Annotated in this window: 9 protein-coding genes and 1 tRNA gene; 4 read left to right on the top strand and 6 right to left on the bottom strand. The window is 67.6% G+C overall.

The annotated features are described in order from the left end of the window. The first annotated feature begins 11 nt into the window (after positions 1-11). Positions 12-4406 (top strand): DEAD/DEAH box helicase, encoded by a 4395-nt coding sequence (locus ABQY64_RS12290; protein ID WP_349779337.1) that lies wholly within the window; start codon positions 12-14, stop codon positions 4404-4406. Here ABQY64_RS12290 and ABQY64_RS12285 read toward each other — a convergent pair. After that, entirely contained in the window at positions 4346-4966 is a 621-nt protein-coding gene (locus ABQY64_RS12285; protein ID WP_349779338.1) for a DNA-3-methyladenine glycosylase, read from the bottom strand. The genes ABQY64_RS12290 and ABQY64_RS12285 overlap by 61 nt on opposite strands. Before the next feature lie 300 nt (positions 4967-5266). Between ABQY64_RS12285 and ABQY64_RS12280 the strand changes: the two genes are divergently transcribed. Then, complete coding sequence (locus tag ABQY64_RS12280; protein ID WP_102584742.1) at positions 5267-6925, top strand: methyl-accepting chemotaxis protein; 1659 nt, start codon at positions 5267-5269, stop codon at positions 6923-6925. An 11-nt stretch (positions 6926-6936) separates the two neighbouring features. Further along, positions 6937-7446: a chemotaxis protein CheW gene (locus ABQY64_RS12275; protein WP_016901606.1), complete on the top strand. Its 510-nt coding sequence runs from the start codon at positions 6937-6939 to the stop codon at positions 7444-7446. 222 nt (positions 7447-7668) lie between these two features. Here ABQY64_RS12275 and ABQY64_RS12270 read toward each other — a convergent pair whose 3' ends face one another. From ABQY64_RS12270 to rnd, 5 genes are all read right to left on the bottom strand, one after another. After that, positions 7669-8748 carry a sensor domain-containing diguanylate cyclase gene (locus tag ABQY64_RS12270; protein WP_349779339.1) on the bottom strand — a complete coding sequence of 360 codons (1080 nt, stop codon included), beginning with the start codon at positions 8746-8748 and terminating at the stop codon, positions 7669-7671. Positions 8749-8952: 204 nt separating this feature from the next. Next, the gene (locus tag ABQY64_RS12265; protein ID WP_180971245.1) at positions 8953-9129 is read right to left on the bottom strand and encodes a hypothetical protein; all 177 of its coding nucleotides are present in this window, start codon (positions 9127-9129) and stop codon (positions 8953-8955) included. A gap of 172 nt (positions 9130-9301) precedes the next feature. Further along, positions 9302-9377, bottom strand: a tRNA-Ala gene (locus tag ABQY64_RS12260). 88 nt (positions 9378-9465) lie between these two features. Beyond that, positions 9466-9867 carry an H-NS family nucleoid-associated regulatory protein gene (locus ABQY64_RS12255; protein ID WP_349779340.1) on the bottom strand — a complete coding sequence of 134 codons (402 nt, stop codon included), beginning with the start codon at positions 9865-9867 and terminating at the stop codon, positions 9466-9468. Positions 9868-10340: 473 nt separating this feature from the next. Then, complete coding sequence (gene rnd, locus ABQY64_RS12250) at positions 10341-11435, bottom strand: ribonuclease D (RefSeq protein ID WP_016904996.1); 1095 nt, start codon at positions 11433-11435, stop codon at positions 10341-10343. A 97-nt stretch (positions 11436-11532) separates the two neighbouring features. Between rnd and ABQY64_RS12245 the strand changes: the two genes are divergently transcribed. Continuing rightward, positions 11533-13398, top strand: a complete 1866-nt coding sequence (locus tag ABQY64_RS12245) for a formylglycine-generating enzyme family protein (RefSeq protein WP_374151295.1) — start codon at positions 11533-11535, stop codon at positions 13396-13398. Positions 13399-13591 lie beyond the last annotated feature (193 nt).

The following is a 13591-nucleotide window of genomic DNA, read 5'->3' as shown; positions in this document are numbered from 1 at the left end:
CGGCATCGCCTATGCATCCTGTCCTGCAGCAGTTCCATCCTGTCGTGGCTGCGTGGTTCGCGCAGACCTTCGCTGCGCCCACGCCGGCGCAGATTGCCGCGTGGCCGGCGATCCAGGCCGGACGCCACACGCTGGTGGCCGCGCCGACCGGCTCGGGCAAGACGCTGACCGCGTTCTTCGCGGCCATCGATGGTTTGATCCGCGATGGCCTGGCCAACGGCGGCGCGCTGCCGGACGAAACCCGGGTGGTTTACGTGTCGCCACTGAAGGCGTTGTCCAACGACATCCACCTCAATCTGGATGCGCCGTTACAGGGCATCCGCACGGCGCTGGTCGCGAGCGGTCTGCCGGACGTGGCGGTGCGCACGGCGGTGCGTACCGGCGACACCCCGCAACGCGAGCGGGCACAGGCGCGCCGCACGCCGCCGCATATCCTGGTGACCACGCCGGAGTCGTTGTATGTGCTGTTGGGCTCGGCCTCCGGGCGCACTGCATTGCGGCATGTGCGCACCGTCATCGTCGATGAGATCCATGCGGTGGCGGCGGACAAACGCGGCAGTCATCTGGCGCTGACCCTGGAGCGATTGCAGCGGCTGGCCGAGCGCCCGATCACGCGCGTCGGGCTGTCGGCCACGCAGAAGCCGATCCAGACCGTGGCGCAGTTCCTGGTCGGGGCGGGCGATGCCGGCCAGCCGCCGCAGTGCGAGATCGTCGATATCGGCTACACCCGCAGGCGCGATCTGGCCCTGGCCCTGCCGCCGACGCCGCTGAGCGTGGTGATGTCCAACGATCAGTGGCTGCAGGTGTATGCCGATGTCGCCACGCTCGCGCAGCAGCATCGCACCACGCTGGTGTTCGTCAACACGCGGCGCATGGCCGAGCGCGCTGCGCGCCATCTTGGCGATCTGCTCGGCAAGCAGCGCGTCGCCGCGCACCACGGCAGCCTGTCGCGCGAAACGCGTCTGCTGGCGGAGCAGCGACTCAAGGCCGGCGACCTTACCGTGCTGGTGGCCACTGCATCGCTGGAACTCGGCCTGGATATCGGCGATGTGGACCTGGTCTGCCAGCTCGGTTCGCCGCGCTCGATCGCCACCTTCCTGCAGCGTGCCGGACGCTCCGGGCATGCGGTTGGCGGCACGCCGAAGGCGCGCCTGTTTCCGCAGACCCGCGACGAACTGGTCGAATGTGCTGCGTTGCTGGACAGCGTGCGCCGCGGTGAGCTGGACGCCTTGCGCATTCCGCTGGCGCCGATCGATGTGCTTGCACAACAGATCGTGGCCGAGGCCGCGTGCGAGGACTGGGACGAAGATGCGCTGTTCGCCTTGGTGCGACGCGCCTGGCCGTTCGCGCAGCTGAGCCGCGCGAGCTTCGATGACGTGGTGCGCATGCTGTGCGACGGCTTCAGCACACGGCTCGGGCCGCGTGCAGGCTACCTGCATCGCGATGCGGTGCATCGGCGCCTGCATGCGCGCCGCGGTGCACGCATGACTGCGCTGACCTCCGGCGGCACCATCCCAGAAACCGGCGACTACAGCGTGGTGCTGGAACCGCAGGCCGAAAAGATCGGCACGGTGAACGAGGATTTTGCGGTCGAAAGTCTTACCGGCGACGTGTTCCAGCTCGGCAATGCCAGCTACCGCATCCTGCGCGTGGATGCCGGGCGCGTCCGGGTGGAAGACGCCAAGGGCGCGCCACCGAACATTCCGTTCTGGCTGGGCGAGGCGCCCGGCCGCAGCGATGAATTGTCGGCGGCGGTGTCGCGTCTGCGTGGCGAGATTGCGCTGCGGCTGGATAGCCCGCCACATCAGGCGGCCTGCGACTGGCTGCACACCGTGCTGGATCTCTCGGTGGAAGCGGCACGCCAGCTGGTCGACTATCTCGCCCATGCCTGCACCGCGCTGGGCGCGATGCCGACCCAGCAGTGCCTGGTGATGGAGCGCTTCTTCGATGCCAGCGGCGGCACCCAGCTGGTGATCCACTCGCCGTACGGCAGCCGCATCAATCGTGCCTGGGGGCTGGCGTTGCGCAAGCGCTTCTGCCGCACCTTCAACTTCGAACTGCAGGCCGCCGCGACCGAGGATGCGATCGTGTTGTCGCTGTCCACCAGTCATAGTTTTGCCCTGGAGGAGGTGGCGCGCTACCTGCATTCGTCATCGGCCGAGCATGTGTTGATCCAGGCCTTGCTGGATGCGCCGCTGTTCGGCGTGCGCTGGCGCTGGAATGCGACCAATGCGATGGCGCTGCCGCGCTTTGCCGGTGGCAACAAGGTCGCACCGCAACTGCAACGGATGAAGTCGGAAGATCTGCTGGCGACGGTGTTCCCCGATCAGGTCGCCTGCGCAGAGAATCTGGTCGGCGAGCGCGAGGTGCCGGATCATCCGTTGGTGACGCAGACACTGGAAGACTGCCTGCATCAGTCCATGGACAGCGAGGGCTGGTTGCAGGTACTGCGCGGGCTGGAGTCAGGGGCGATCACGCTTGTCGCGCGCGATCTGGCAGCACCGTCGCCGCTGGCGGCCGAAGCCTTGAATGCGCGGCCGTACGCATTCCTGGACGATGCACCGCTGGAAGAACGCCGCACTCAGGCCGTGCAAAGCCGTCGCTATACCCCGCAAAGCAGCGACGACCTGGGGCAGCTCGATCCCGAGGCGATTGCCTCGGTGCGCGAACAGGCCTGGCCGCAGCCGCGCGATGGTGAAGAAATGCACGAAGCGTTGGTCGGGCTTGGCGTGCTTCCGGTCGATGAAGCGGACGATGCGCACTGGCAGGCCTGGCTGGCTGTACTTGCAGGTGATGGGCGTGCCAGCTGTCTTGCGTTCGATGGTGTGCCTGCGCTGTGGATCAGTGCCGAGCGCATCGACTGGTTTGCGCCACTGTATGCGCATGCATCCGCACAGCCGCCGCTACAGGCGCCGGCAGATTGCCGCGTTGCCGACTGGCAGCGCGACTGGGCGGTGCGCGAGCTGCTGCGCGGCCGCCTGTCTGCGGTCGGCCCGGCGCAGGTGTCGGCCCTGGCCGGCGCATTGCGTTTGCCCGAGTCCGAGATCGTGCTTGCCCTGGCCGCCCTGCAGCGCGAGGGCTATGTCATGGCCGGCCATTTCAGCGCGCAGGCGCCGTCGGAAGAATGGTGCGAACGTCATCTGCTGGCGCGCATCCATCGCTATACCCTGGGACGCTTGCGCCGCGAGATCGAGCCGGTGGCGCAACGCGACTACGCGCGTTTCCTGTTCGAGTGGCAGCACCTCGACAGCGCCAGCCGGGTGGCGGGGCCGGACGCACTGGCCGGCGTGGTCGGGCAGCTGGAAGGTTTCGAGGCACCTGCAGTGCTGTGGGAGAGCGAGCTGCTGCCGGCACGCGTGCGCGACTATCAACCGGCCTGGCTGGACGAGCTGTGCACCGCCGGGCGCACCGTGTGGGCGCGGTTGCGGCCCGGTGGCGGCCGCAGCGGTGCCGCGCTGCGCAGCACGCCGATCGTGTTGCTGCCGCGTCGCGAGGCGCAGCGCTGGAGCAGCCTGGCACGCGATGCCGACGACGCGCCGCTGGGCTCGCGCGCGCAACGGGTGGCCGAGGTGCTGCAGCAGCAGGGCGCCTTGTTCTTCGACGAGATTGCCGATGCGGCCCGCCTGATGAGTACCGAGCTGGAAGATGCCCTGAGCGAACTGGTGATGCGTGGGCGTGCGCATTGCGACAGCTACGCAGGGCTGCGCGCGCTGCTGGTGCCGGCCTCCAAGCGGCCCTCGGCGCTGTCGCGCCACCGGCGCCGCGCCAGCGCGCTGGGCATCCGCGATGTCGGACGCTGGGCGCCGGTACGCGCGCTGCCGGAGCTGCCGCTGGCCGAAGCGGGCGAGCGCCACCAGGACATGCTCGAACATGTGGCGCATACCTTGTTGCGGCGCTACGGCGTGGTCTGCTGGCGGCTGCTGGAGCGCGAGGCGGCGTGGTTGCCGCCGTGGCGCGAGTTGCTGCGCATGTATCAACGGCTGGAAGCGCGTGGCGAGATCCGTGGCGGGCGTTTCATCGCCGGGCTGTCCGGCGAGCAGTTCGCGTTGCCGGATGCGATCGCGGCGCTGCGCCGCGTGCGTGCGCAAGCCTTGCCGCAGCAGTGGGTGTGCGTCAGTGCGAGCGACCCGAGCAATCTGTTGGGCAGCGTCCTGCCGGGCGAGCGCGTGGCGCGCGTGCCGGGCAACCGTGTGGCGTATCTCGATGGCCTGCCGATGGCGGTGTGGGCGGCAGATCGCTTCCAGCCGCTGCAGGACCTGAGCGACGAACAGGCCGAGCAGGCCCTGCGCCTGCTGCAGCGTGGACCGGGCGCCGCCGAGCAGACGCCGATGGAGCGATGGCTGGCTCAGTCGCCCGGCAGCACCGCGCGTACGCCGGTCGCGCGCGGCAGCGGACGCGACAGATAGGGGTTATCCGGGACCACCCAGCGCCACGGCGCATCCACCGCCTTGCGGATGCCGATGCGCGGCGTCGCCAGCGCTGCTGAGGGCGGTGGCATGCCGTCGTCCTCGATCCACAGGCGTGCGCCGGCGTCGGTCAAGTCCAGCCCATTGTCCGTCGCGCTCACCCCGAACGCCTGGGCCAGGCGACCGGGACCGGTGGTCAAGGTCTTGAGTGGAGCGGCGTTGCGCGCGGCCTGCATGGTGGCGATCCCGGCCAGCGGTTCGAGCGCGCGGATCAGCACCGCATGCCCGGGCGCACCGCCGCACACCGCGTTGATTGCCCAATGCATGCCGTAGATGAAATACACATACAGATGCCCCGGTGCGCCGAACATCACCTGCGTGCGCGGGGTCATGCCGCGAAACGAATGCGCGGCCGGATCTTCGCTGCCGCAATACGCCTCGACCTCGGTGATGCGGCCGCGGCGTCCGTCCGCGCTGACCAATACCTTGTTGAGCAAGCGCGGCGCGACCTGGCGGGCATCGTGTGCATAGAAGCTGCGTGGAAGTGCTTGCAATGACATGCGCCAAGCCTAACCGCGCAGTCGTGATGTCCCAGCGGACTGTTCCGGACACGGCAGGAACCAGGGGTAGGAATTTTCCGAACGCGGACCGTACGAGCGCGTGACCGGTCACAAAAGCGCATATCCGATGGTGTGAATACGCGGTTAAGTGCCGTTTGCGTCTCAAGCGCGTTTTGCCGTCGCCGATAGCCATTAGCGATTGGTTAGACAAGCCGCACACAGTGAGCGGCACCCGCACCAGGCCACCGGGCGACCCTGCAACGCAGGTCGCGCATGCACCACCTTCAAGAGAACTCCCCAATGTTAGGCAACTTCAGAATCGGAACCAGGCTGATCGTGGCGTTCCTGATCGTCTCGGCGATCGGCGCATGCATCGGGTGGGTGGGTTATTCCAACTCCGGTCGGATCAGCGACCTGTCGACCTCGCTTTACGAGCGCGAGCTGCTTGGCTTGTCGAACGTCAAGGAGGCCAACATCAACCTGATCTACGCCGGCCGCGCGCGCGCCAACCTGTTGCTGGCCAGCAGTGCCGAAGAGCGCCAGTCGCATGTGCAGAATATCGACAAGTACACCGCCAAGGTGGTCGATTACATGACGCGCGCGCGTTCCAGCTTCCAGACCGAGGAAGGCAGGAACAAGCTGGCGCAGTTCGACCGCGCCTGGCAAAAATACCTGGAAGAGCGCGGCCGCTTCATCGACGCCGCCAACCGCGAAGCCTTGCGCGACGCCAACCCGGAACTTGCCGAACTCTCGCGTGCGGTGCGCGCCAGCTCGGATGAAGTTGATACCTTGATGACCGATCTGAGCGGCCTGCGCGAGCGCAGCGCTGCCTCGGCCAATGCCGAAGCCGGCAGCATCCACGCGCGCAGCTCCAAGCTGCTGATGGCCATCATCTGCGGCGGCGTGCTGCTCGGTGCGGTTCTTGGCGTGGTGATCAGCCGCAGCGTCACCGGCCCGATCCGCCGCGCGGTGACGGTGGCCAACGGGCTGTCCGAAGGCGACCTGACCATGCGCATCGACGTGCATGGCCGCGACGAAACCGCGCAGCTGCTCGAAGCGATGCGCACGATGGTGCAGAAGCTGTCGCAGGTGGTCGGCGAGGTCAACACCAGTGCCGAAACTCTGGCCAGCGCGTCGGAAGAAGTCAGCGCCACCGCACAGTCGTTGTCGCAGGCCGCCAGCGAACAGGCTGCCGGTGTGGAGGAAACCAGCGCCTCGCTGGAGCAGATGACCGCATCGATCAGCCAGAACACCGAAAACGCCCGCATCACCGATGGCATGGCCACGCAGGCTGCGAAGGAGACCATCGAAGGCGGCGAAGCGGTGGTCGCCACCACCCAGGCGATGAAGCAGATCGCACAGAAGATCGGCATCATCGACGACATCGCGTATCAGACCAATCTGCTCGCGCTCAATGCCGCGATCGAAGCGGCGCGCGCCGGCGAACACGGCAAGGGCTTTGCCGTGGTGGCCGCCGAGGTGCGCAAGCTTGCCGAACGCAGCCAGGTGGCCGCGCAGGAGATCGGCGAGGTGGCCAGTTCCAGCGTCGAACTGGCCGATCGCGCCGGCCGTCTGCTCGACACCATCGTGCCCAGCATCAAGCGCACCTCGGACCTGGTGCAGGAGATTTCAGCGGCCTCCGAAGAGCAATCCTCCGGCGTCAGCCAGATCAATTCGGCGGTGGTGCAGCTGAGCCAGACCACCCAGCAGAACGCCAGTGCGTCGGAAGAACTGGCCGCCACTGCCGAGGAAATGAGCGCACAGGCCGAGCAGCTGCAGCAGAGCATGGCGTTCTTCCGCCTGGGCGGGCAGGGGCCGGCGAGCACGCCGCCCAAGCGCGGCACGGTGGCGGCCGCACGCCCGACACGTGCGCCCGGTGCGCGCGGCTGGCGCAGCGCCGCGGCACCTGCCTATGCGATGTCCGAGGGCCCGGACGAAGGCCAGTTCGCCCGCTTCTGAGAGACCGATCGATGACTGCACAGACCCCCGATGTGATGCCTGGCGACGCCGATGCGGCGGCCCAGTACCTGACCTTCCAGCTGGATGGCGAAACCTTCGCCATCAGCATTCTTGGCATCCGCGAAATCATCCAGTACCGCGCACCCACGCCGGTGCCGTCGATGCCTGCCTGCGTGCGCGGGGTGATCAACCTGCGCGGTGCGGTGGTGCCGGTGGTGGATCTGCAATCGCGGCTGGGGCGTGCCGACAGCGCGATCGGCAAGCGCAGCTGCATCGTGATCCTGGCCACCGAGCAGGCGCAGGGACCGCAGGTGATCGGGGTGCTGGTCGATGCGGTCAACGCGGTGATCGAACTGGCCGATCAGGACATCGAAGCGGCGCCATCGTTCGGCACGCATATCCGCCGCGACCTGCTGCGCGGCATGGGCAAGGTGGGCGAGCGCTTCGTGGTGCTGCTGGAGATGGAGCAGGTGCTGCAGGTGGACGAAATCGCCGGCAACACCGATGCCCTGGCAGCCTGAGGCTGGCCAAGCGCAGCTGACGATACGGCTGCCGCCTGGCAGCTGATCGCCACACGCGGTAGCCGCTCAAGACAGGCGCGCTGGCGGGTGTGTGCACGCTGCGGTCGTAAGTGGAGAGACTGCAGCCCTACACAGGCATCGACCTAGCGATTCAAGGTTGCGCAGTCGTGTCGATCAGCGCCCTGCTGGCCTACCTCGCCGAGCCCACGCGCGGTCTGCCGCTCAGTCCTGCCGATGCCAGCCATTGAAGCGCTGCACGCAGTTGCGTCCATTGCCGATCGCGCCCTGCAGGGCGTGCCGCGCGCGCGCCAGCAAGGCGTTGCTGTCGAGCGAGGCACCGGCTGCCACCTCGACCAGCCCTGCGCTGATCGTCAGTCCGCCGGCTGGCCAGCTGGCCGTTTCGATCGCCTTGCGCACAGCCTCGATCAGCTCCATTGCCTCGGTCGCCGCTGTCTCCGGCAAGGCAACACAGAGTTGATCCCGGCTCAATCGTGCCACCGTGGCGGCATTCGGCAACTGCGCTTCGATCACCCTGGCAGCCTGGATCAGCGTTGCATCCGCTGCCGCGGCGCCCGCCTGCAATCTCAGCCGTTTGAAGCCATCCAGCTCGATCAGCGCCAGCGCGAGCGATGGTGTGGCGGCAGTGGGTGAGCTTTGTGCGTGTGTCTGCAGCGCATGCTCCAGACCGGCGCGGTTCCACACCCCAGTGAGTTCGTCGCGCAGCGCGTCCAGCTCGACCAGCTTGGCCGCACGCCGCAGCTCGATGGTGTCGACGACCTGCCGTGCCAGCGCCTGCAGTGCGTCGCGCTCCGCCACCGACAGGCGCCGGGGTGTGCGATCCAGCACGCACAATGTGCCCAGCGCGATCCCATCGGAGGTCAGCAGCGGGGCGCCGGCATAGAAGCGGATCTGCGGCTCGCCGGTGACCAGCGCATTGCCCACGAAGCGCCCATCCTGGTGGGTGTCGCCCACCTCCATCACCTGGTCGGGTTCGAGGATCGCGTGCGCACAGAACGACAGTTCGCGCGGGGTTTCGCGTGGCGCCATGCCCAGCTTCGACTTGAACCACTGGCGCTGCGTGTCGATCAGCGAAATCAGGGCCATCGGCGTACCGCAGAGCTCGGCCGCGCTCGAGGTGAAGGCGTCATAGACCGGCTCCGGTGCAGTGTCGAGCAGCTGGTAGTCCTGCAATGCGGCCAGACGTTCGTCTTCGTTCGCCGGCAGCTGCGCTGCAACGGCGGTGCCACCCGGCAGCAGCGTCGCGTGGAAGAGGTGCAACGCGGACGCGTCAGGAATCTGCATGGATAGACCACCGGAACAAGGCGCCGTCAGGCGATGGATATGCGCGTGGCGCTGCCGTGTCTGGGCCCATCGCACGCGTTGGTTGGCGCAGACCTCATCCACCCCAGCGGATGACGCCTGTCACCGATCTTGCCACATCGGGCAGGGCAGGTCAGGGTCAGCGACTCCGTTCTGACGCGCCGCAGAGCCGCCCTGCCGGACGTCTCATTCGCCCTGGCCGTCGTTGCCCTTGGGGCGGCGGGTCTGTTCGTCGTGGATCTGCATGTCCTTCTGCCCGGGACGCTGCTTGGCGGCCTCATCCTGTTGGCGATCCTGCTGGCTCTCCGAAACACCGTGCTGATTGTCGGCGGCCTTGTCGGGCTGGCTCTGCTTGTTGCTCATGGCTTGCGTCCGGGGTGGTGATGAAACGGACGTTAGCGCGCTCGATGTGATCCTGGCGACATGGCCGTACCGGGGCCTGGCATGCACCAGGCCGACGCGCTGCCGATGCAGGAGCCCAGAACGGAAAAGCCCCGGAAACATGACGTTTCCGAGGCCTTTACGATTGAAGCAATGGTGGAGCGGAAGGGGATCGAACCCTCGACCTTCGCGATGCGAACGCGACGCTCTCCCAGCTGAGCTACCGCCCCACGTGCCTGGATTCTAACCACATGTCGCGCGATTCGCCAAGCAGTCTGGCGGCCTGGATCGCCGCCCGGAGGCGCGATCCAGCGGCAATCACTCGCGAACCAGCGGGAACTTGAGGTCCGGGTTCTTGGCCTTCCATTCCTTGTACGACACCGAGCCTTCCCAGGCGGCAAAGGCCTTGGGCGTGCGGCCGCGGCCGGACCAGGTCTCGCCGGTGTGCGGCAGTTCGTACTTCGGCTTGACTTCGCTGCGGCCGCTCTTGACCACTTCCTTGCGTGCAGCGGTGGTGCCCAGGTAAGCGGCAATGTCGTTGCGCTGCTTGGTATTGAAGTGGCCGGCAAACTGCTCAAGCAGCGAGAGGATGGTGGCATGCGCAGAGGATGCCTCGCTCGCGCGCTCGGTCTTTTCCTGTTCTTCCAGCTTCTGCAGCTCGTCCAGCAGCTTGGCTTTGGCTTGCGCGATGGAATCCAGTTTGGAGGTGGTATTGCTCACAGAGGTATGGCCTCGGAATAAGGGGGTGGAGACGTTGCCCAATGGGCGCGCGTCATTATGGCATGTGGCCCGGGGGCGGCCGTTGCGCGTGCGCGTGCCTGCACGCGGCGTGGCCAGGCCTTTCACAGCGTCTGGTCACGCGTTTGCAGTGTCCTGGCGAGGTCGCCGAGCCTGCTTGCGCAGGCGGCGACCCCGACCATAACGATACAGCAGCAGGCCAGACGGGATGACACCTGCGTGCAGCGCTGGCCAGATATTGACTGCAGCATGGCCAACCGTGTCCCGATGGACTGCGCCGGTTTCGATAGCGCGCTGTGCAAGGGCAGATGCGGCAATGGAAGAGGATGCTGCTCGAATTTCTGATCTGATCCACGGCCGGCGATGTGCAGACGCAGCTGGCGTACGGCCGTCTGCGCCTTGCCCGCATCACCACGGCAGCGTGGGATGCGTGGCCTAGCGACCACTACATCACCTCACTGCGCTGCAGCGTCTTCCAGCAACGGCGTCAGCTGCGCTTCCAGCGCGTCGCGGCGCCATTGCCCCAGCGGTGCGGGCCAGCTGCGCTGTTCGATCAGGGTTTCCAGATGCCGGCGCGAGGCCAGGATGCCGTCGGGCAATCCCAGCTCGCGGCTGCGCTGGGCCACCGCATCCTGCAGGCGCTTGAGCACGGCCTTGTTGCCGTCGGTGGCCGCCTGCGCCAGCGGTGCATGGTCCTCGTCGGGCAGCGGCGTGTTGAGCGCTTCCCACACTGCGGCGGCGAGCTTGCGCGGCGCCTTGGGAAACTTGTCGAACTGGCGCAGCAAGGCATCCAGATCGGCAGGCGGAAAGCGCGCCAGCTGGCTGGCCAGTTCGTTGTCCAGGATCCAGCTGCGCGGGCGATCGCTCTGGCGCGCCTGCAGGTCGCGCCAGCGCAGCAGGCGCAGCAGGCGGCGCTGCGCCGCAGGCTCCAGGAATTGCGCGGTGCGCAGGCTCACATGCGGCCAGCGCTCGCCATCGTCATGCTCCACCGTGGCGAGCAGGCGCTCGGCGTCCTCGGCCAGCCAGCCCAGGCGATCCTGTTCGGTCAGGCGGCGGGTGAGTTCGTCGTGGATGGCGAACAGGTAACGCACATCGTCGGCAGCGTATTCCAGCTGCGCCGGCGACAGCGGGCGACGCATCCAGTCCGAGCGGGTCTCGCCCTTGGTCAGCAAGGTGCCGGTCACTTCCTGCACCAGTTTCTGGTAGCCCATGCCACCACCCACACCTGCCAGCGCGGCGGCGATCTGGGTATCGAACAATGGCCGCGGCAACACCCCGCACGCACACTTGAAGGTGACCAGATCCTCGCTGGCGCTATGCATCACCTTGACGATGTCGGTGGCGGTCAACCATTCCCTGAGCGCCTCGTTCATGCCGGGGATCAGCGGGTCGATCAGCAGGATCTCCTCGCCGATGGCCATCTGCACCAGCGCCAGTTGCGGCCAGTAGGTGCGTTCGCGAATGAATTCGGTATCCAGGCCAATGCGGGACGGACGCGATGCCTGCAGGCGTTCGCTCAGCTCGGAGGGGTGGGTGATCCAATGGGGCACGTGATTTCCGTCGACAGCAAGGGTTTGCGCAGAACGCGCAGAATAGCCTAACGTCGCGATCGCCTGTCGTGCGGCAGAGCACTGGAAGGAGCAGGTGGTGGGTGAGTGCGGTAACCGGATCGCAGCGTGGGCATTGGTTGCGCTAAGCGTGTGCGCCTGTTCGCGGACACCGACGCCAGCGCCTGCCGCTGCGCCCCAACCTGCTGCTGCCGCCGCGGTGCCGAGCAAGCCGAATGTGTCCATCGGTGGCGAAGAATCCGCTGAAACCGTGACGCAATGGCAGCCGCCGCCAGTGGACCTGGGCGATGAGCCGCTGGCGCAGGTGCGCAAGCGCGCCGACCAGGCATTGAAGGACGATCGGCTCTATCGCGACGCCGACGATGCGATTCCGCTGTATCTGGCAATCCAGCAACGCGCCGACGGCAAGGACGCGGCCAGCCGGCGCGGACTGGAGCAGGCGCGGCGTCGGTTGATCGAGCGCGGCCAGGCGCTGATCGCGCAGACCGACCGTCAGGACAGCGCGCTGGAACAGGCGCGTGAGCTGGCCATCGTGGCGCTGGCGCTCGCTCCGCAGGACCCGAAGGTGCGCGCACTGCAACGCGCGGTGGAAACCGCGCAGCGGGTGCTGAGCTTCAACCGTGCCGGCGAGGAGGATTTGCGTGGCGGCCGCCTGGGCGAGGACGGCAACGGGGCGCTGGTGAACTTCCGCGATGCGGCGCAGCTGGATCCGGACAACCCACGCACGCGCCAGGGGCTGGCTGCGGTGGAAAGCGGCCTGCTGGCACGCGCCGAGCAGGCGGCCGAGGCGAGCGACTTCATCGGCGCACGCTACTGGTTGCAGATGGCCGGGCAGGTGCGTGAGCGCGCACCGACCATTGCCGATGCACGTGCGCGCATCGAGCGCATGCGTCGTGCCCAGATCGCCGCACTGCACGACGCCGGCCTGGACGATCTCACCTCGCCCCGCGGCCTCAAGGCGGCTGGCGAAACACTGGCCGAGGTGCTGCGCATTGCCGACCCGGGCGATGCGGTGGCCGGCGATCTGCGTCGGCGGCTGGAACTGGCCACCCATTACGGCAGCTTTCGCCCTGGGCAGGTGTTCACCGACGGGCTCAAGGTTGGCGGGCGCGGTCCGCAGATGATCGTGGTGCCGCATGGCGCGTTCCAGATGGGCGCCGGCGATGCCGAGCCCGGCGCCTCCGACAACGAGCGCCCGGCGCATTACGTGCGTTTCGCGCGCGGGTTTGCGTTGTCGATCACCGAAGTGACGGTTGCCGAATTCCGCCAGTTCGTCGAGGCGACCGGCGCTCGTCCGCGTGCCACCCGGCGCGGGCACTCGGTGGTCTACGACGAGCGCAGCGGCAACTTCATCCGCCGCAGCGGGGTGGATTGGCAGTCCGACTACAACGGTGCGCAGGCCGCGCCCAACAGCCCGGTGATGCACGTCAGCATCCGCGACGCCGAAGCCTATGCGAGCTGGCTGTCGGAACAGACCGGCCGCCACTACCACGTACCCAGCGAGGCCGAGTTCGAATACGCGGTGCGCGCCGGCACCACCGGGCGCTATCCCTGGGGCAACGCCGGCTCGCCGCCGCTGGATGCGGGCAACTTCACCGGCGGCAACGATGTCTCGCGCAGCGGCCGGCACTGGAACAACGGCTTCGTCGGCTACGGCGACGGCTTCTGGGGCCCGGCGCCGGTCGGCAGCTTTCGCGCCAATGCCTGGGGGCTGCACGACATGGGCGGCAACCTGAGCGAGTGGGTGGCCGATTGCTGGCATGCCAGCTACCGTCGCGCGCCGGCCGACGGTGCCGCCTGGTTCAACCCCGGCTGCCGGCAGCGCATGATCCGCGGCGGCAGCTGGGCCAACTCGCCGCAGCAGACGCGTGCGGCCTGGCGGCAGTCGCAGGATTCGGACAGCACCAGCGCACGGATCGGCTTCCGCGTGGCGCGCGGGATCTAGGGCGCAGCTGTAAGTCAGTGCGCATGCGTGGTTTGCGGCTGCACGGCGATTGATCGCTGATCGCCGATCGCCATGTTGTCCGGATGCCATGCTCATGTCGAAGTGCTTGTCGTTCGCGACGACCTGAACACTTTCTCGGTTGGTCCCGCCGCAAGCCCGGGCGCGCAGGCTTAACCGCAGCGAACGCTGCTGG

The organism is Xanthomonas sp. WHRI 7065, from assembly GCF_040203115.2.
Lineage (GTDB): Bacteria > Pseudomonadota > Gammaproteobacteria > Xanthomonadales > Xanthomonadaceae > Xanthomonas > Xanthomonas arboricola.
The sequence above is the reverse complement of the archived record's forward strand: the minus strand, read 5'-3'. Positions and strand labels throughout refer to the sequence as shown.

Bases quoted from the DNA above. Each gene is read 5' to 3' on its own strand.
- ABQY64_RS12290 (WP_349779337.1), top strand. From the start codon at position 12: ATGCATCCTGTCCTGCAGCAGTTCCATCCTGTCGTGGCTGCGTGGTTC.
- ABQY64_RS12285 (WP_349779338.1), bottom strand. From the start codon at position 4,966: ATGTCATTGCAAGCACTTCCACGCAGCTTCTATGCACACGATGCCCGC.
- ABQY64_RS12280 (WP_102584742.1), top strand. From the start codon at position 5,267: ATGTTAGGCAACTTCAGAATCGGAACCAGGCTGATCGTGGCGTTCCTG.
- ABQY64_RS12275 (WP_016901606.1), top strand. From the start codon at position 6,937: ATGACTGCACAGACCCCCGATGTGATGCCTGGCGACGCCGATGCGGCG.
- ABQY64_RS12270 (WP_349779339.1), bottom strand. From the start codon at position 8,748: ATGCAGATTCCTGACGCGTCCGCGTTGCACCTCTTCCACGCGACGCTG.
- ABQY64_RS12265 (WP_180971245.1), bottom strand. From the start codon at position 9,129: ATGAGCAACAAGCAGAGCCAGCCCGACAAGGCCGCCGACAATCAGCAC.